Origin of the sequence: Desulfitobacterium hafniense DCB-2, assembly GCF_000021925.1 — a bacterium.
Lineage (GTDB): Bacteria > Bacillota > Desulfitobacteriia > Desulfitobacteriales > Desulfitobacteriaceae > Desulfitobacterium > Desulfitobacterium hafniense.
In genome coordinates, this window is record NC_011830.1 from 325765 (window position 1) to 343865 (window position 18101).

Annotated in this window: 16 protein-coding genes; 11 read left to right on the top strand and 5 right to left on the bottom strand. The window is 46.5% G+C overall.

The features are described from left to right. The first annotated feature begins 46 nt into the window (after positions 1 to 46). Positions 47 to 2401, top strand: coding sequence for a ferrous iron transport protein B (gene feoB / locus DHAF_RS01540; protein ID WP_015942662.1), 2355 nt, complete (start codon positions 47 to 49; stop codon positions 2399 to 2401). 4 nt (positions 2402 to 2405) lie between these two features. Continuing rightward, a complete protein-coding gene (locus DHAF_RS24860) occupies positions 2406 to 2564 on the top strand; it encodes a FeoB-associated Cys-rich membrane protein (RefSeq protein WP_080518253.1) in 159 nt (52 codons plus the stop codon). 27 nt (positions 2565 to 2591) lie between these two features. Here the strand turns inward: DHAF_RS24860 and DHAF_RS01545 are convergent, their stop codons facing one another. Next, entirely contained in the window at positions 2592 to 3053 is a 462-nt protein-coding gene (locus DHAF_RS01545) for a hypothetical protein (protein ID WP_015942663.1), read from the bottom strand. A 209-nt stretch (positions 3054 to 3262) separates the two neighbouring features. Here DHAF_RS01545 and DHAF_RS01550 point away from each other — a divergent pair, with 209 nt between their 5' ends. From DHAF_RS01550 to DHAF_RS01585, 8 genes are all read left to right on the top strand, one after another. Next, on the top strand, positions 3263 to 4186 hold the full coding sequence (locus DHAF_RS01550) for a ketopantoate reductase family protein (protein ID WP_015942664.1): 924 nt from the start codon (positions 3263 to 3265) through the stop codon (positions 4184 to 4186). Between the two features lie 31 nt (positions 4187 to 4217). Next, positions 4218 to 5102 carry an MFS transporter gene (locus tag DHAF_RS01555; RefSeq protein ID WP_242659921.1) on the top strand — a complete coding sequence of 295 codons (885 nt, stop codon included), beginning with the start codon at positions 4218 to 4220 and terminating at the stop codon, positions 5100 to 5102. A 74-nt stretch (positions 5103 to 5176) separates the two neighbouring features. Beyond that, positions 5177 to 6448 (top strand): serpin family protein, encoded by a 1272-nt coding sequence (locus DHAF_RS01560; protein ID WP_015942665.1) that lies wholly within the window; start codon positions 5177 to 5179, stop codon positions 6446 to 6448. 166 nt (positions 6449 to 6614) lie between these two features. Next, positions 6615 to 7277, top strand: a complete 663-nt coding sequence (locus DHAF_RS01565; protein ID WP_005810396.1) for a GntR family transcriptional regulator — start codon at positions 6615 to 6617, stop codon at positions 7275 to 7277. A gap of 60 nt (positions 7278 to 7337) precedes the next feature. Next, a complete protein-coding gene (locus DHAF_RS01570; RefSeq protein WP_015942666.1) occupies positions 7338 to 7559 on the top strand; it encodes a hypothetical protein in 222 nt (73 codons plus the stop codon). A 334-nt stretch (positions 7560 to 7893) separates the two neighbouring features. Then, positions 7894 to 9222, top strand: coding sequence for an MFS transporter (locus DHAF_RS01575; RefSeq protein ID WP_015942667.1), 1329 nt, complete (start codon positions 7894 to 7896; stop codon positions 9220 to 9222). Positions 9223 to 9281: 59 nt separating this feature from the next. Further along, the gene (locus DHAF_RS01580; RefSeq protein WP_015942668.1) at positions 9282 to 10028 is read left to right on the top strand and encodes an aspartate/glutamate racemase family protein; all 747 of its coding nucleotides are present in this window, start codon (positions 9282 to 9284) and stop codon (positions 10026 to 10028) included. A 238-nt stretch (positions 10029 to 10266) separates the two neighbouring features. Then, on the top strand, positions 10267 to 11064 hold the full coding sequence (locus DHAF_RS01585) for a fumarylacetoacetate hydrolase family protein (RefSeq protein ID WP_015942669.1): 798 nt from the start codon (positions 10267 to 10269) through the stop codon (positions 11062 to 11064). 114 nt (positions 11065 to 11178) lie between these two features. On the opposite strand, the gene DHAF_RS01590 is transcribed toward DHAF_RS01585, so the two are convergent. From DHAF_RS01590 to DHAF_RS01605, 4 genes are all read right to left on the bottom strand, one after another. After that, complete coding sequence (locus DHAF_RS01590) at positions 11179 to 11931, bottom strand: maleate cis-trans isomerase family protein (protein WP_015942670.1); 753 nt, start codon at positions 11929 to 11931, stop codon at positions 11179 to 11181. Positions 11932 to 12097: 166 nt separating this feature from the next. Continuing rightward, the gene (locus DHAF_RS01595) at positions 12098 to 12784 is read right to left on the bottom strand and encodes a Crp/Fnr family transcriptional regulator (protein WP_015942671.1); all 687 of its coding nucleotides are present in this window, start codon (positions 12782 to 12784) and stop codon (positions 12098 to 12100) included. A 158-nt stretch (positions 12785 to 12942) separates the two neighbouring features. Next, on the bottom strand, positions 12943 to 14013 hold the full coding sequence (locus DHAF_RS01600) for a nitrilase-related carbon-nitrogen hydrolase (RefSeq protein WP_015942672.1): 1071 nt from the start codon (positions 14011 to 14013) through the stop codon (positions 12943 to 12945). A gap of 380 nt (positions 14014 to 14393) precedes the next feature. Then, positions 14394 to 15662, bottom strand: coding sequence for an MFS transporter (locus DHAF_RS01605; RefSeq protein WP_015942673.1), 1269 nt, complete (start codon positions 15660 to 15662; stop codon positions 14394 to 14396). A 414-nt stretch (positions 15663 to 16076) separates the two neighbouring features. On the opposite strand from DHAF_RS01605, the gene DHAF_RS01610 reads away from it, so the two are divergent. Next, positions 16077 to 18050, top strand: a complete 1974-nt coding sequence (locus DHAF_RS01610) for a sigma-54 interaction domain-containing protein (protein ID WP_015942674.1) — start codon at positions 16077 to 16079, stop codon at positions 18048 to 18050. Positions 18051 to 18101: the final 51 nt, after the last annotated feature.

Sequence of the window (18101 nt, forward strand, 5' to 3'; positions counted from 1 at the left end):
CAAATGGCGCTTATGCTAAACACATCATGCACTAAAGGAGAATTATATGAAGCTTAATGAACTAGAAATAGGCCGGAGCGCCTCCATCATTTCCGTAGGCGGAAAAGGCGCTCTGCGTCAGCATTTTCTTGATATGGGCGTCATTCCCGGTGCCATCGTAACTATGGTTAAGCTGGCACCCTTAGGAGACCCTATGGAAGTGCGCATCCATGGCTATGAATTGACACTGCGCCTGGCCGATGCAGAAAAAATTGAAATCCTGCCTGTTGATGATGTGGAACAATTAGCGGAGAAATCCAAGAAGAGGGAGTTCGTCAAGCACCCGGGGCTTGGGGAGACCGGGATATTTCACACGAAAGCGGACGGAGACCCGCTGCCGGACAGCCAACTCCTTACCTTTGCCTTGGCAGGCAATCAGAACTGCGGTAAAACAACCCTCTTTAACCAACTGACCGGTTCCAATCAACGGGTGGGGAACTTTCCGGGAGTGACGGTGGATAGAAAAGACGGCGTCATCAAGGGACATGCCAATACTCTGGTCACCGATTTGCCGGGGATCTACTCCATGTCTCCTTACAGCAATGAAGAGCTGGTAACCCGCCAGTTTTTGCTTCAGGATAAGCCTAAGGGGATTATTAATATTGTAGATGCTACGAACATCGAAAGAAACCTCTATCTGACCATACAGTTGATGGAATTGAATATTCCTATGGTGTTGGCTTTGAACATGATGGATGAAGTGCGGGAAAACGGCGGTTCTATTCACATTAACGAAATGGAGAACAGGCTGGGAATACCTGTTGTTCCCATCGCTGCTTCCAAAAACGAAGGAATCCAGGAGCTGGTGGATCACGCTATTCATGTGGCCAAAAATCAGGAACGGCCCGGAAGAATGGATTTTTGCGATCCGGACCATGATAACGGCGCTGTTCACCGCTGTCTTCATGCCATCATCCATCTGATTGAGGATCATGCCAAACGGGCTCAGATTCCTCTGCGCTTCGCCGCCAGCAAGGTTGCCGAAGGGGATGAGGAAATTCTCAAAGCGCTGAATCTGAATCAAAACGAGCTGGAGCTCCTCGATCATATTATTCAGCAGATGGAAGATGAAAGAGGCTTGGATCATGGGGCAGCCATTGCCGATATGCGGTTCAAATTTATTAAAGAAGTATGCGACGCAACGGTGGTTAAACCTAAGGAGAGCAAGGAATACGCCAGAAGTGTGGCCATTGATAATGTCCTGACGGGGAAATATACAGCCATTCCAGCCTTTGTGGGCATTATGAGCCTGGTTTTCTGGCTGACCTTCGGCGTGATCGGCACCTGGTTGGCGGATGGCCTCGACCTGGGAATCACCTGGCTGTCGGAGTTGGTGGATATGGGACTGACCGCCTACGGGATTAACCCGGTTGTCCACTCTTTGATTATCGACGGTATCTTTGCCGGTGTGGGCAGTGTGCTGAGTTTTTTGCCGATTATCGTGACTTTATTCTTTTTCTTATCCATCCTTGAAGATAGCGGTTATATGGCCAGAGTGGCTTTTGTCATGGACAAGCTTTTAAGAAAAATCGGCCTTTCCGGCCGCAGCATTGTGCCGATGCTGATCGGCTTTGGCTGTTCTGTTCCGGGGGTTATGGCCAGCAGGACCCTTCCTTCCGAACGGGACCGGAAGATGACTATTTTGTTGACCCCGTTTATGAGCTGTTCCGCCAAACTGCCGATTTACGCTCTCTTTACGGCGGCATTCTTCCCCAGATACGGAGCTTTGGTGATGATCGGGCTGTACTTTGCCGGAATTGTGACGGGGATAGTATTTGCTTTGCTTTTAAAGGGAACTATGTTCAAAGGAGAACCGGTCCCTTTTGTGATGGAATTGCCCAATTATCGCATGCCCGGTTTCAAGAATGTCTGGCAGCTTCTGTGGGATAAAGCCAAGGACTTTATTACCAGAGCATTTACTGTGATCTTTGTAGCAACGATCATTATTTGGTTCCTGCAGTATTTTGACCCTCGCTTAAATGTGGTCTCCGATTCTCAAGACAGCCTCTTGGCTTTGGTTTCGGGTATTATCGCTCCGATTTTCGTACCTCTTGGTTTTGGAGATTGGCGGATTTCGACGGCCCTGATCACGGGATTTATGGCCAAGGAAAGCGTGGTTTCCACGTTGACCGTGCTATTGGGTGGTTCCACTGCTTCCCTGGGCAGCATGTTCACTCCCTTTTCGGCCATCGTGTTTCTGGTATTTACCTTGTTATATACTCCCTGTGTGGCAGCCATTGCCTCCGTAAGGCGTGAGCTTGGCGGAAAATGGGCTGTGGGTGTAGCGGTTATGCAATGTGTTATCGCCTGGGTGGTGGCCCTTTGCGTCCATCTCCTTGGCATCATGATGGGGTGGGTGTAGAGCAATGAACGGGTGGAGCGTTTTGCTTCTGGTGCTCATTATAGCGGGCTTTTTGATGGCTGTACGTTCTATCTGGAGGAACAAGGATAACCCTTGCGGGGGCTGCAGTGGAGACTGCAGTTCCTGCAAGCATCCCAATCCTCCGGAGCAAGCTGAAAAATAAAAGGAACCCCGGTGGGGGTTTTAAGAATTACTCAATGGATTGAATTTTAAAATCGTCAATGAGCCATTGCCCTTCGATTTTTTTGACCGGTATGGAGTACTCGATGGTTTCCCGATAAGCGGAGCCATTATCGTGACCGGATACTTTAATGATACAGTAAACATTGCCGCTGGTTTCGGTCTCAATATTCACACGTATAATCTCCACAGAATCCACTTCTTGAGTGAGTCGATTATCGACGAAGGACTGTTTAAAATCGGCAAAGCGTCCTTGCATAATCTGGGCCTGGTCAGGGGTTAAAAAAGGGAGCTCGTTCTCACCGGTCCAGGTAGTGTAATCAATGTTAAAAGCAGCTGTAAAGTAGTCGTTGACTAAGGTTTCTATGGCAGCTTTATCGGGGGCATATTGATCATCTGAGCCCATGCATCCGGTAAAGGCCAAGAGGATGAACAGCAGGGCAACCCATAGCAACCTTTTCTTTTTGTTCACGAAAAAACCTCCTTAGAGTAGTGCAAGAGTATTTGCTTTTTACGACTAAACTAGTAAATTCTGCTTAGCAATTTGAAATACCTTTATTTCCTCAATAGGACATTATTATGGACAGGAGCAGGTTAATCTTTCAATATCTGAAGATTTGAGTAAAATAGAATATAGAGAAATTGATTTGTCAAAATAGTGAAAAGAAAGGACTAGAGACCATGAACATAACCATAGTAGGTGCGGGAGCTACCGGAGGATACTTTGGCGCAAGATTGGCGGCAAGCGGGCTTAATGTCACGTTCTTGGTCCGTGAGAAACGGGCGGCTCAGCTGAGGGAAAAGGGCCTGGTGATCAAGAGTGTGGTAGAGGATTTAACCCTTGAGGCTCCTCAGATAGCCATTAATGCGGAAGATATTCCTGCCTGCGACCTAGTGCTGCTGGGATTGAAAAACTACCAACTGGCGGCAAGTCTTCCCCAGCTCAAGGTCTTAGTGAATCGGGGTGCTAAAATACTGCCTTTTCTCAATGGGGTAGAGCATTTTGAAATACTGGCAAAAGAGCTTGGCCAAGAGAATGTTCTGGGTGGTGTCTGTAAAATCATCTCCACTCTCGACTCAGAAGGAACCATTCATCATACCAGCAAAGTTCACCAGATCATCTTTGGCGAATTGGAACCCTCCGGCAAGGAGTTTTGCCTGAGGCTGGAACAAGCTATGGCGAAGGCCAACTTCAAGGTGAAATATACGGAGAATATCTTAAACGAAATCTGGAGTAAGTATGCCTTTATCACCGTATTCTCCGGGGTTACCTCCGCCGGTGATCTGACCACGGATCAAATCTGTGCTCATGAGGCTACGGTAAAAGTCTACCGCCGTTCTCTGGAAGAGATGAAAAGCCTGGCCGATGCCTACGGAGCTGCCTTAAGTGAAGATTTTGTGGAGCAAAATGTGGAAGGGCTGCCGAAATACGCGAAAGGCTCCACATCCTCCATGCATCAAGACATGCGCAAAGGCTTGCTTCTGGAAGTGGAAAGCCTTCAGGGGGCCGCAATTCGTCTGGCCGGCAGAAAGAATATGGAACTGCCCACCATTGAAACCTTGTATGGGCTGATTAAACCCTATGAGATGGGGAGCATCGGGTAAGGAGAGCTGCTTTTCAGAAGCAGGCTCGGACGTGGTGGAATGGAGGAAAAGGCTTAAGAATTTACTCCTTTTGCGCTTCATCCACGGCTTTGGCTGGGGTGCTTCCAGTACAGCCAGCAGTACTATCGCCACAGATATTATACCCAAAGCCCGTATGGGCGAGGGGATGGGCTACTTTGGCCTGACAGGTACGCTGGCCATGGCAGTGGGGCCGGCCCTTAGCCTGGGCCTGGCGAGCCGTTACGGCTATAATACGGTGTTCACCATTGCGACTGCTTCAGTGGTGATTGCTTTGGTGTTTGCTTTACTTATCCGGTACCAGGAACCGGAGGGAAGGGCCAATCCTGACCTTGCCAATAAACAGAGTATATTCGAAAAGACAGCTCTGCGGCCGGGAGTCACGATAGCCTTTATTACCATGTCCTATGGAGGGGTTGTTTCGTTTATTGCTCTTTATGCAGCCCAGCGTCAAGTTGAAAACATCGGGTTGTTTTTTACAGTATACGCTATTGCACTGATGATATCCCGGCCTGTGTTTGGTAAGCTTTCTGATCGAAAAGGGTATTCCTTTGCCATTCTGCCTGGAATGATAGGCGTTTCCGGTGCGATGCTGCTGCTATTTTTTGCCCATACCCTGGCAGGATTTGTAGTTGCCGGTTTTATTTATGGTTTAGGCTTTGGTGCCCTTCAACCCGCTTTGCAGGCCATGGCAGTGCGCAACGTCCCTCCTTCGCGACGAGGGGCGGCTAATGCTACCTTCTTTTTGGGATTCGACCTGGGTATTGGCGTGGGGGCTATGCTTTGGGGCGCTGTCGCTGAACTGGTCGGCTATCAGGCCATTTATCTGTGGGCATTGCTTCCTATTGGAATCGCTTTTGTGATTTATTGGAAGGCGCGGCACACCATGGGCTTATAGTTTTCGGAGATTAATTTTTTCGTGTCAGCTTTTAGCTTGGATAAACGTCTTAATCTTTGATAGGAGGGAAGGCTATGAAGAAAAAATATCGATTAATGGTAACTTGGGCCTTAGTGGCGGTGCTGCTGGGAATGACTCTGACCGGCTGTTCAGGAAACTCCAATGTGGCTGTCGGGGATTTGATGAAGGGGATTAATAAAAATCCTGTCCAGCTTCCCCAGGAAATGGATGGAGAGTTAAATCAAGCGCTGCTGGATTTTACTTGGAATTTGTTTAAGGAAAGCGGTGCCGATAAGGGGAATGTCATGATCTCAGCACCCTCTGTCTATCTGGCCTTAGGGATGGCTTTAAATGGTGCCGACGGAGAGACCAGAGAAGCCATGCTCAAAGCTCTGTCTGCCCAAAACATAAAGCTGGAGGATCTTAATGCAGGTTTGTCCGCATGGAGCAATTCCTTGATGGATAAGAAAAATAAGACTGATGTGCGTATTGCTAATTCGATCTGGATTCGCAATGGTTTTGAGGCCGATCCGGCTTTTCTGCAGACCAATGGGGATTATTATCAAGCAGGCATAAGAAGTCTTGATTTTGCCGATCCCTCGGCCCCTAAGATCATCAATCAATGGGTGGAAGAGAAAACAGAGGGAACCATCGATAAGATCATCGAGACGATGGATGATGATTTAATGATGTATCTTATCAATGCCATCTACTTTAAAGGGGATTGGCAGGAGCCGTTTAAGGCGGGAAGTACCTATACAGGAACCTTCGCCGCTCCGGCGGGCGGTGTAGAAACTCCATTTATGAGACGAAGCGGAAATATGGATTATATTCAAAATCAAGGGGCTACGGGGGTCATTCTCCCTTACGCCGATGAGCGCTTTGCTTTCGTAGGGATCTTGCCTGAAGAAGGGAAATCTCCCCGGGATTTTATCAACACGACCACTGCGGCGGATATGCTGAAATTAATCAGCACGAAAAAGATCAAGAACGTTGATCTTTCTCTGCCCAAATTTGCCAGCAGCTATGAAAACGAACTGCGGGATGAACTCAATGCCTTGGGAATGGACGTAGCTTTTGATCCTTTCCGTGCTGATTTCTCATTAATGAATAAGGCCCATAACAAGGACCTTTTTATCGGGGGAGTAAAGCATAAAACCTATATTAAAGTGGATGAAAAGGGAACAGAAGCCGCTGCAGTAACAGGAGTGGAGGTCAACACGACCAGTATGCCCATCGATCTTACCCAAGTCGTATTTGATCGGCCTTTTGTCTATGCCATCATCGATTGGCAGACAAATAGCCCGTTGTTTGTAGGAATCATGGAAGATCCAACTATTCGTTGATTTTGAGTTTAGTTGCAAATCCCTCTAAAACGTAGATAAGCTGGTCTTATCTGCGTTTAGAGGGATTTTTGCATAACAAAAAGGGGATGAATAGGCAGGAATTAGGGAAATAATAACGAATATACTTATTCAGAAGACTGTCGACATAGAACTTGAGGGGGATATTATGAGTGCAATAACTAAAAGCCTGCCATTTCATCTTCAAATATATGAGATTCTTAAAGGCAAAATATTGAATGGTGAGATCAGCCGTGGCGAAAGACTTTATGAGAATAAGATTTCTCAGGAGTTGGGGGTTAGCCGCAGCCCTGTGCGAGAGGCTTTGCGCATGCTCGAGCAGGATGAATTGGTTGTGGTAACGTCAACTGGACTGATTGTTAACCCGATGGAGTTTTCGGATATGGAAGAAATCTATCAATGCAGGATGGCCTTAGAGCCGTTCGCTGCGAAAATCTCCGCAGATAAGCTGACCAATGAAGATTTGGCTGCCCTGCGCAACCTTGTGATACAAGCTCGGGTCTATCATAATCAAAAGGCCTACGAGAAAGTGGTCGAGTCAAACACCCAATTCCACGATATTATTATTCAGAGCAGCGGCAACAGCCGCCTGATTGGAATCATTGAAAAAATTCGCTCACTCATTATTCTTTCGCGGAAAACAGAGTTTGAATGTTACCAGAGAGAAGAGGGTTACCTGGATGAGCATGAAGGGGTGTTAGAAGCCCTCACCCAAAGAAATGGGGACGAAGCGGAGAGATTGCTGAGAATTCATATTATGAACGATTTTGAGTTCTATAGCTTGGCTTATGAAAAAGTATTAAAGAAATAAAATGGATTCTCCCTAAAGTAGCTGCCAGGAATTTCAAAGTAAAAAATGGGGGGGTTAGGAATGAAAACTCTTATTAAAAATGGTACGATCATAACCGCTTCAGAGGAGCAGCAGCAGGCTTCTGACTATACTCCATATGAAGGATTAAGGATGAAAGGCCGGGTCGCTAAGGTTCTGCTGCGGGGAGAAGTGATTGTCGAGGAAGGAAAATACGTTGGCAAGCCAGGAGATGGGAAATTTATAGCTCGTCAAACCTTACGAAGCCAGAACAGCAAAGTGTAAAATTCCCTATTGGCTCAGCTTAAAACCGAGGAAGCAGCAGCTTCACTCGGTTTTAAACATTAATCCCCTGCGCTCAGAATGAATGGATTAATCCAAATAGTGTCAATGAAATATTTTTTCTGAATTTGCTAAAATAGATGAAGGATTATTAGCAAGGACCAAGAATATATACTGTCGACAGTCTATCAACTACCGTATACAGAATTAGGAAAGGAGTAGAACTGAACATACTCATATCCTTGGGTCAAGCTTGATTCAAAAGGCTTTTTAGAAACCAAAGAGCACTAGCAATTAACCCCCTGCAAATTAAACGGAAAGAAGCGAGGTTAGGAACATGTCGAATGCATCAAAGCAAGATCATGAACCCCAAAACACTCTAGTGGGTAACGTTAAGCGGACAAATGTGCGTTGGTACGTTTTCATTGCTATGTTAGTACTTGTCACAATTAATTATGTTGACCGTGCGGTTTTATCTATTGCTATGCCTGCGATTCAAAAGGACTTAAACTTGGATCCCGCAATTGTCGGAGTTATTCTCAGTTCCTTCTTCTGGGGTTATGCCCTAATGCAAATTCCTTCCGGCTTCCTTCTTGATAGGGTTAACCCCTCAAAGGTGGTCCTTGGCTCGGCGGTGGGCTGGGGAATTGCCCAAACCTTGACCGGTTTTGTAAACAGCGCCGGCTCGCTGATGTTCTTCCGGGTTCTCCTCGGAGTTACGGAAGCTCCAATCATGCCTGCCGGAGCAAAATTGCAAGGTATTTGGCTGCCAAGCAAAGAAAGAGCCAGAGGCGCGACCATCATCGATAGTGGTGCTCCATTGGGTACAGCTGTCGGCGGACCGATTATTATTGCCTTTATGGCTTGGTTTGGCGGCTGGCGCGGAGCCCTCATCGGCGCCGGTCTGATGACTATTATTCTCGGGGTTATCTGCTATTATATCCTTAAAGGAAATCCAGCCACTCACAAGGGAGTTAATCAGGCTGAGCGTGAATATATCCAAACTCATCTGGCTCAGGAGCAGGAAGAAGCTCAGAAAGAAACCAAGACAGAGCTTAAAACATCCACATACCTGTCCAACAAAAGTTTCTGGGGAATGTGCTTAGGCTGGTTCTCCTTCAACACCGTATTCTATGGCCTGTTAACCTGGGGACCAAGTTTCCTCGCTCAGACTCAGGGCATTGATATTAAGGCTATCGGTTTCTCGACACTGCTGATTTTTGGCTGCGGCTTTGTGGGCGAGCTTGTTGGCGGGCAACTCGTTGACAAATGGCGTCAAGTCGGCGGTAAATATAACACGGTTATGAAAACTTGCATCGGCATAGCCGGTCTGGCAACTTCAGCTTCCATCTTCCTGCTCACAAGGGCCAGTTCCCTGACGATGGCGATTGCTTTGTTATCCACCGCATTGTTCTTTTTGCGCTGGGCAGGTATCTTCTGGAGTGTTCCGGCTGCCATCGCCCAACGCCACCATGTCGGTGTACTCGGTGGATGCATGAACTTTGCCGGTAATATTGCCGGGGTTATCACTCCGATTTACATCGGTTTAATTGTCAAATTTACAGGATCATTCCATGCCGGTCTGCTGATCTTCGTTGCGGCAGGTGTCCTCCTTGCTGTCGCCGGTGCGCTCATCAACTATGAAAAGAAAATCGGTGTTGTTTGAGTGGAGTCCATGGCGGACCAAGGTGGTATGTCTTGAAGAAGAAAGGAGAGTGAAAGATAATGCGGATTTTGGTTATAAATCCTAATATTTCTGAAATCGTTACCAATCTTATAGCCCAGGAGTCAAGGCGTGTAGCTTCTCCGGGAACTGAATTGCTGTTCGCAACAGCACCTTTTGGCGTAGAGTATATTGAAACTCGTATGGAGGCTCTTATCGGTGGGTATGCTGCGGCCTGCGTTGCAGCTGAACGCCAGGGGGAATATGATGGGGTAATTATTGATGCCTTTGGCGATCCCGGACTCTTGGGCATTAAAGAAATGCTCAACGTTCCCGTGGTGGGGATGACGGAAGCGGCTTTGGCATCGGCCTGCCTTTTAGGTCAGCGCTTTTCCATCATTGCTATTTCTTCGCGGATTAAGGCATGGTATCTGGAAACTGTGGAACGAAGTCACCTGACTACTCGTCTTGCCAGTATACGGTCTTTGAATGATACATTGCGTAGTATCGGCACGGTACAGGAAGATCATGCCAAACGCTTAAAAGAGCTGGCGATGGAGGCGGTTGAGAAAGATGGTGCTGACGTGATCATACTGGCGGGAGCGCCTCTGGCAGGTCTTGCCCGCAGCCTTGAAGGTCAGTTGCCGGTGCCGGTAGTGGACGGAGTGTCCAGCGCAGTGCGTCATTGCGAATCGCTGATTGCGCTGAATCCCGGCTGTGCAATGCAAGGAAGCTTCGCTCGACCTCCCCTGAAACCCAATAAGGGATTGCCGGCAGCTCTGGCCGCACTATTGGATCGCACACGCTGATGTCAGTAAAGGATTCTGGCATACTTTTGCTGGAATCCTTTGCCGTGTCTGGGGAAGCACCGTATAGGCTAGTGGGCCGGCAGCGATATGAAAAAAGCCGAGATCATGGGAACTGGCCCGAAGCGCTAAGTGCTGGGGTAAACTGTTCGATGCAAAACAAGTCGTAAAATTGACTGGAATAGGTGGTGTTCAGGGCAGCCCTTGTCCACACTCCTCTTCCGCGTGCAGGGGGTATCCGATGGAACGGTACGTTCGTTTTAATAATGGTAATAAGATTTGCTTTGGATTAGTCAAAGGAGATAGAGTTGCGGAGCTGAGCGGTGAGGAGCCTGCTGATTTTAAAGAATCCGGAATAGAGCATGAGCTTTCCGCCCTTAAGCTATTGGCCCCTTGCCACCCTACGAAAGCAGTCTGTGTTGGGCTTAATTATAAAGACACAGTCCTCGAACCAGGGGCACAATGGCCTAAGGAACCTCTTTTATTTATCAAGCCATCGACAAGCGTTGCAAATCCTGGAGATGATATTATCAAATGGGCAATGGCGGAGGAGTTGGCTTTTGAAGCGGAGTTGGCCGTTGTCATAGGAAAAAGGGCGCACCTGGTGCCTGAAGAGGAGGCTCATGACTATATCTGGGGGTATACAATCGCTAATGATGTAACGGCAAAGGATCTGCAGAAGGCCGACATCCTATGGACCCGCTCAAAGTCCTTCGATACCTTTCTCCCTTTGGGGCCCTGGATCGTCAGTGGAATTAATGCCGATAATTTAATGATTACTTCTTCGGTAAACGGTCAGGAGAAGCAAAAAGGTACTACTGCCGATTTAATTTTCGGCATAGAGTACCTGGTAAGCTTTATTTCTCACATTACAACGTTGCTGCCGGGAGATATTATTTTGACAGGTACACCTGGCGGCTATGGTTCGTCCCTGGATGTTAATGATAAAGTTGAAATTGAAATATCAGAAATCGGCAAATTAGTGAACACTTGTAAAGTAAGCTCAGAGAGCTGGAGTCTTGCGCCACGCCATAAATAGCATGTATGGCAATATGTAGCGACCAGCCATGAGCTTAAGTCAAGGGTGTTCGTCGCTAGGTGCATGAAAAAGGCGAATTCCTGAAGAATTCGCCTTTTTCATTGGAACAGCCGGTTATTTCCCCGTGAATAATCTACCCCAGCCTTTAACGACACCGGGATCGACGCCGACCATTTTTAAGGTTTTCCAGATAGTGACTGCGGTACTATCGTAGACGGTAATGCCATAATCTCTTTCCAGTTGTTCAATCTGCCAGGTGGATCTTAAATTCGTGCAAATGATGCTGATCCCATCAGCGGGATCAACGCTGACTTCTTTACACATTCCATCAATTTGTTCCGGCGTGACTAAACTGAAGGAACGGTTGACGGTTTGATTCAAGCCGCGGGAATTAATAACTTGGTAACCGCATTTTTCCTCAAACTGTTTAGCGATGAGCTCATCGATGGCCGGGATATAGGGTGTAACCATGTGGAGAGTCTTGACCTTGTTTTCCTCGAAGGCTTCCAGCATAGCCAGCATGGAGGTGGTTGCCGGGATCCCCGTTGCTTCGGTAATTTTCTCACATACCATCCTGTCGAAATCGAAGCCCGTCCAACCACCTGAGGTTCCGTTCCAGGCAATGGCGTCCACATCGGCATGAGCGAGAAATTCTGAGGCACGCAGAAAAGGATCGAGATCAAACTGAGATAAGGCGTCTTTTTCCAAAGAAATCTTTGTCACCTCTAAACGTGAATAGTGCATCGTGACAAGATTCTCCAAACCGGAAACCATTTTTGAGCAGATAGGCTCCAGGGCTGTGTTGGAAGATGGGGTCAGCATCCCAATCTTCTTTTGTTCCGCAGGATCAAACATAGTTTTTTGCATGTGAGTATCCCTCCATTTATAACTAGCGGGTTGCAGTGCCGACATATAGATGGACCGACGTACGACAGTCGCTTGTCGACAATATTTGATATAATGTTTTCGCCGTTTCTTTTCGAAATCCTTTTTTGTTTTTGACGTTTCTGAATATTTTCTTTAAGCTTTTAGGTTATGCCTGGCTCTTATGGGTATATTTATACTTGTTGAGCCCTGCAGTATCCAGAATTCTTATTTCTCCTCGTCTAAGCCGGATAAGGCCTTTATGGGCAAATTCGTTAAGATAAGTCGTTACCTTGGAACGAGCTGTGCCAATAAAGTGGGCCAGCTCTTCATGGGTAATCATCAGGCAGTTATCGTTGTTTTTACTGGTGAAGATACCATAGTGTTTGAAATCCAGCAATAATCTTGCCAGCCGGTACTCGATTTTTTGCGTGGATAAATCTTCAGCCTGCAAGGTTGTCCATCTTAATTTAACTCCGATGGATTGAATAATCGATAAAGCAATGTCCGGATAGGTATAGATAAGCTCCTTCGTCTTATTCCCGGAAATGGCAACGATTTCAACATGGGTCAGAGCGGTTGCGGAAACCATGCGCGGGCCTTGGTCCAGGGTTTCTGTTTCCCCGAACAGTGCGGGGGCGACAAGGATGCCGAAGATTTTTTCACTTCCCTCGGAGAAAAAGCTGGAGACTTTAACTTTGCCTTTCTTTAGGCAAATAAGTCCGTTGCTGGGTTGATCCTTCTCGAAGACAAATTCTCCTTTTTGATAATGCCTTGGTATCCCGCTGCTTAAGAGAATATTCCATAGGTTTGTATCCGTTGGCTGAGAATAGATATTTGGAATGATGCAGCTCATGATCGTACCCCCAATCATTGCGTTACAATGATATTGTACAATAATAATAGGAAGCAGAAGGTTGATTTTCTGAAAAAATATAAAGGGAGGAGAGTTCCGGGATTTGCCCCGAAGCTATCCTCCTTTAGGCTTCTGGTTTTATAATGTGACGGCGTCGATTACTTTTTAGACCGGGCAGATTCAACCCAAATGCCGCGTTCGATTAATTGTCTGACATGCTGACGGTAAATTTCGTGGGTGTCTTTGTGTTTGAGGGGCGCGCGATCCAGGCAAAGATTCTTGGCAAAGAGGGGCTCTTCGTAGATGAGTTTGAATTGCTCTGTACGCAGGTCTTTCATCCAGTTGCCGAAGAGGGAGCGTTCGCGGTATTCTCTCAGGGATTCAACATCGATAATCGCTCCGGCATAGGAGCTGCCTGAACCATACTTATGGTTGGAAATTACCTCCCCATGGTGATTGACGATCATGGATTGGCCGCCAAAGGTGTCAACAGACAGCTCGGCTGCTTGGGAGGGATAATAGGTGGCGACATTAGGTGCTACCACATAGCAGGTATTATCCAAAGCCCGGGCTCTGTTTTGAAGTTCCCACCAGCCATTGGCTACAGCCGGTTCAGGAGCGCTGGATCGATAGATGATTTCCGCACCATTCATGGCAAGTCCCCGGGCCGGTTCGTGGTAATCTCCTTCCTGGCAGACCAGGAGGCCGATTCTGCCGATTTCCGTGTCGGCTACGGAGTAGAAAGAATCTAATTTATAGCCATAAAGCTCTATCCATTTATCCCATACATCATGAGGAACGGTGGAATGCTCCTGACAGAAAACCTGCATTTTGTAACTTTGCAGAATGACTTCGCCTTTCGGATCAATCAAAAAAGCTGAATTAAAGAAGCGGCCGGGAAACTCAGGGTGCTTTACTTTGGCTTGAGCTATCAGGTAGGCATTGTATTCCTTGGCCTTTTTGCCAAGGAGTTCAGTCTCTTCACCAGGAATATCAATAGCCATATGATCGACATAGTATTGGTGATCCCAATCGAATAATTCATCGGTAAATCCTTGCAGAGCACCCTCGGGAATAGTAATGAGCCTTACCGGCATTTCAATTCCGCTTAACCATACTGCGGCATCGATGACATCCGAGATATGGGCAATATTCCGTTTGATATCCTCCCTTTTTTCTGCACCGCGCATGGTAGGCTGGATGGCTAAGGCCATATATTGCTCAATCATTGATATTACCTCCTTGTACACTTCTTGGATTTAGATTAGCACAAGGGTTTTATCTATGTATGTTACAATAGTAACAGTTGTCTAAATTTTCTTTTTTCGTCCATTGCATGAGAGATCAAGTATCGGGGTTGACGACAGGGGACTATACATCCTTGGGCAAGATGCAACTCCCTCTTGCCCAACAGCTGTACCGTTTTATGAGTGAGCAGATGTACCGGCCCAAAACATCGTACAGTACCGATGGTATGCTTTTATTGTTCCGGCCAACTATATCCGCATCACCTTCGACAGCAAACTTATGGCAACAGAAGGATACTTGGAGTTGTATAGTGACGATGCCTTTATGTATCCTGTGATGCCACGAAGACCTAAATGCTCATCTATTGGTTGTCAAAGGCGATGCTCTTTCGTAAAGAATAGGCTGTGATGCCAAAAATAGTGAATGCGGCAGCCAGTCCCATGACCATGAGCAAGGGGATGATGTAAGAGCCGCCATTAAAATCCGCGATGTATCCGTATAGAGACTGACCGATAGCCGAAGCTGCGGCATAGAACATCATTACGATAGAGTAGACTTGAGTAAAATAGCGATCACCGAAGATTTTCCGGGTTAGGACCGGTGATTGAACTGTGGCCTGAGCGAAGCCAAAGCCATAGAGGAAAGCCCCGATCAGGAAAAAAGTGGCGTTATGGGTGCCGATAAATGTAATCATCGCCACGCCGGCCACTCCGGAGATTCCGGAGAATAGAATCCCGCCAACGACACTCTTATCATTGATCCACCCTAAGACCACCTTTCCTACCAAGGCACCGAACATGCTGGCAGAACCCACCGTAGAAGCAACTACTGCACCTTGGCCCAGTGAGGTAACGATAGAGGGATAATAGACATTGATGTCTGTGAAGAGAGCCACAGAAGCCAAGAAAAGCAGGAGAACATAAAAAGCGGAAGATTTAACCGCCACCGAGACCGGCACACCGGTGATCACTGGGGCGTACTTTCCTTCCGGGCCATTCCCTGAAGCTTCAGCAGAGCTTTTTTCACCATAAGGCAATAATCCCATGTCCCGGGGGTCATTACGGATGAGCAGGGCTACCAGCGGAAAAACAACCACCCCAATAAAGAGGCCAAAGGCTAAGTAAGCGGAGCGCCAGCCCAGAGTGGCAATGATATAGCCGCCAATAGGATTAAAGATAATGGCCCCAATCCCGGTGAAAGCCATGCATAAGCCGGTGAAAAAGCCAGTCCGGGCTTTAAACCACCGGGTGATCATGGTCGGTGTGGCAATATATAGAAAAAACGCCTGTGAGACGCCAAGAAAAACTGCCCCGATATAGAAATGAAAAACACTGGTATAGGTAGACATGGCTCCCACAGCAACAGCATTGATTAAAACAAAAACAGATAAAAGCTTCCGTGCGTTAAACTTAACCAGTAACTGACCGGCTGCAGGAAGAAAAAGCATGGCCGAAAAAGAAACAATCGTTAAGTATAGAGCCAGAGAACCTCTGGGGACCCCAAGCTCTTGCAGAATGGGTACGAAAAATATTCCGGCTGTATTCCAAGTGATGGAGCAGGTCAGGCTCATGGCACAGCAGGCAACAACGATTAGGAAGGCGTGATGGAGACGATTAGATGCTGCATTCATAGTGAACACCTCTAAAAATTCAAGATTTTTGTAAAATTTTATAAGATTTTTGTTGGATATTAAAATAATAATAAATCATTTGCATAATGGTTATAAATTAGTTAATATGGTCACATATAACAAGCCAAACTAACCAGGCTGTTTTTTTACACCTCCCTTGCGGATGGATTAATAGAATTAACTGGGCATGAACCTCCTTCAAAAGTAATCTTGCTTGTAATCAATTATCTGTTACCTCTCGATATAGGATGCAACATCCATGCCAATTTATATTGTGCTATTTTTATCAAGACTTGTCCGGCTTTGGTTTTATGGATTCACAGTATCTGTATCAAAATGTGCCATAGTGTGCGAACGATATTAATCACTTGCAACACAAATGACACAGAGAGCAAAGAGAGGATGTGAATATTGATGTTAAAGAATTATGATGAAACAGAAGTCATGACAAACAGGGTTACCTTTTTAGCAGAAGGGAAATGCCCCTCCACAGGGGTAAGGGAGGAAGTGCTCGCTTCATGGGAGAAATGCAGAGAGCGCCGGCTTGATGCCAAGACAACGGTGATCAAAACCCTGCCGACTATTTCCGAAGGTGAAAAGCTTCCCAATCCGATTATGTCTTTTTTGAGAGACGATATTCTGCCTGATATCACTAAATTGCTTTATCAGTTGCTCCAGGAGTGTCAGGGGGCCTTGTTTTGGGTGTACCAAAGAAACGCTATTGTTTTTTCCCAAAGGGGAAACCAGGATTTCCTCAGGCAGTTGAACCAGCATAATATTGGCATTGGCACCTGTCTCTCAGAAGAGTATATAGGAACCACTGCTTTTTCATTGGTGGATAAACCCCATGAAGAATCCTGGGTCATTGGGCATGAACATTATTTGGATTTGCTTACTCCCTATGCCACTTATACCTATTATCAGGAAGATTTTTACGGTCACTCCTATGCCTTTATCATCGTACCCAAGGAAGCATTTACCGATGGGCTGCTTTCATATTTCCGGCTCTTTAACAAGGCCCGGGAAAGCACCATCAGGTGCTATAGGAACAGCCTGGAATCGGATTTGAAAAGTGAATTGTTTAATCAGTTATCTGAGGCAAGAAATGAAGCGGTTATTTTCATTGACTCCTTTGGCAAGATTGTGGATGCCAATCAGAAGTTCTCCAAATGGGTCAATGTGGAGAAAGCTGAATTGAAGGATAAAGAATTGACCGAGGTATTGCCCGAGATGCAAAGAATCCTCTCCTGTCTGGAAACGGGTAAAACTATCACTTCGGAGGAAATTCAATTATCCAAGCTGCCCCCCCATATGCAGTTTGTGCAAATGGATGTAAAGCCTATCGAAAGCGATAAAAAAATTACCGGCTTGATCATTATCTTAATGGACAATAAAACCTTTCGCCAAAGAATGAGTAAAATCTCCAACCAGGCTTACTATACCTTTGATCAGATCATCGGAGAGTCTGGGGCGTTGCAAGAAGCAAAACAAAGGGCTATGAATGCGGCCTGCAGCAGCAGTAATGTCATTCTTTCCGGAGAAAGCGGAACCGGTAAAGAGTTATTTGCCCAGGCCATCCACAAGGCCAGCCCCAGACGGGAGGGTCCCTTCGTTTCTATTAATTGTGCGGCTATCCCTACAGAGTTAATTGCCAGTGAGCTGTTTGGCTATGTGGAAGGTGCTTTTACAGGAGCCAGAAAAGGCGGTTCCATGGGTAAGTTTGAGTATGCCAATACAGGGACCATATTTTTGGATGAGATTGGGGAAATGCCCCTCCATATCCAGACAATTTTACTGAGGGTACTGGAAGAACGGAGGGTCAACCGGATCGGCAGCAATATTGCAACACCTGTGGATGTCAGGCTAATCTGCGCCACCAACAGAAATCTCCATAAGATGGTGAAGGATGGTTCCTTCCGCTTGGATTTATATTATAGAATCAATGTACTCCATATTCATCTGCCGCCTCTGCGAGAACGCATTACGGACATTCCGATTATTGTTGATTATTATCTGGATTACTTTAATAGATTCTTAGATAAAAAGGTCAGAGAAGTGGCTCCTGAGACCATGGCTTTTTTAATTAATCATTCCTGGGAAGGGAATTTACGGGAATTAAGAAATACTATTGAGTGCGGCATCAACAACGCTATGGGCAAAACTCTGGAGCTTGAGCATTTACCCAGGTACTTTTTTGAGAAAGAAGAAAAGATGTTTGATGATCGGGAAGGCTCCTTGGGCCATGAAAGCGTCTATGAGTTTGAGGAAAAGAAGAAGATGCTGGCTTTGATGATAAAATTCAATGGCAACAAATCAGCAGTGGCAGAAGAGATAGGAATATCCAGAAGTACCTTATATAGAAAACTGAAGAGCTATAACCTGCTCTAAGCCTGGCAAAGCTCAGGTAATCGGCGTGATTGAAATAAAGCATCCCAGGAG

Coding starts and splice junctions, on each gene's coding strand:
- feoB (WP_015942662.1), top strand. CDS start 47: ATGAAGCTTAATGAACTAGAAATAGGCCGGAGCGCCTCCATCATTTCC.
- DHAF_RS24860 (WP_080518253.1), top strand. CDS start 2,406: ATGAACGGGTGGAGCGTTTTGCTTCTGGTGCTCATTATAGCGGGCTTT.
- DHAF_RS01550 (WP_015942664.1), top strand. CDS start 3,263: ATGAACATAACCATAGTAGGTGCGGGAGCTACCGGAGGATACTTTGGC.
- DHAF_RS01560 (WP_015942665.1), top strand. CDS start 5,177: ATGAAGAAAAAATATCGATTAATGGTAACTTGGGCCTTAGTGGCGGTG.
- DHAF_RS01565 (WP_005810396.1), top strand. CDS start 6,615: ATGAGTGCAATAACTAAAAGCCTGCCATTTCATCTTCAAATATATGAG.
- DHAF_RS01570 (WP_015942666.1), top strand. CDS start 7,338: ATGAAAACTCTTATTAAAAATGGTACGATCATAACCGCTTCAGAGGAG.
- DHAF_RS01575 (WP_015942667.1), top strand. CDS start 7,894: ATGTCGAATGCATCAAAGCAAGATCATGAACCCCAAAACACTCTAGTG.
- DHAF_RS01580 (WP_015942668.1), top strand. CDS start 9,282: ATGCGGATTTTGGTTATAAATCCTAATATTTCTGAAATCGTTACCAAT.
- DHAF_RS01585 (WP_015942669.1), top strand. CDS start 10,267: ATGGAACGGTACGTTCGTTTTAATAATGGTAATAAGATTTGCTTTGGA.
- DHAF_RS01590 (WP_015942670.1), bottom strand. CDS start 11,931: ATGCAAAAAACTATGTTTGATCCTGCGGAACAAAAGAAGATTGGGATG.
- DHAF_RS01595 (WP_015942671.1), bottom strand. CDS start 12,784: ATGAGCTGCATCATTCCAAATATCTATTCTCAGCCAACGGATACAAAC.
- DHAF_RS01600 (WP_015942672.1), bottom strand. CDS start 14,013: ATGATTGAGCAATATATGGCCTTAGCCATCCAGCCTACCATGCGCGGT.
- DHAF_RS01605 (WP_015942673.1), bottom strand. CDS start 15,662: ATGAATGCAGCATCTAATCGTCTCCATCACGCCTTCCTAATCGTTGTT.
- DHAF_RS01610 (WP_015942674.1), top strand. CDS start 16,077: ATGTTAAAGAATTATGATGAAACAGAAGTCATGACAAACAGGGTTACC.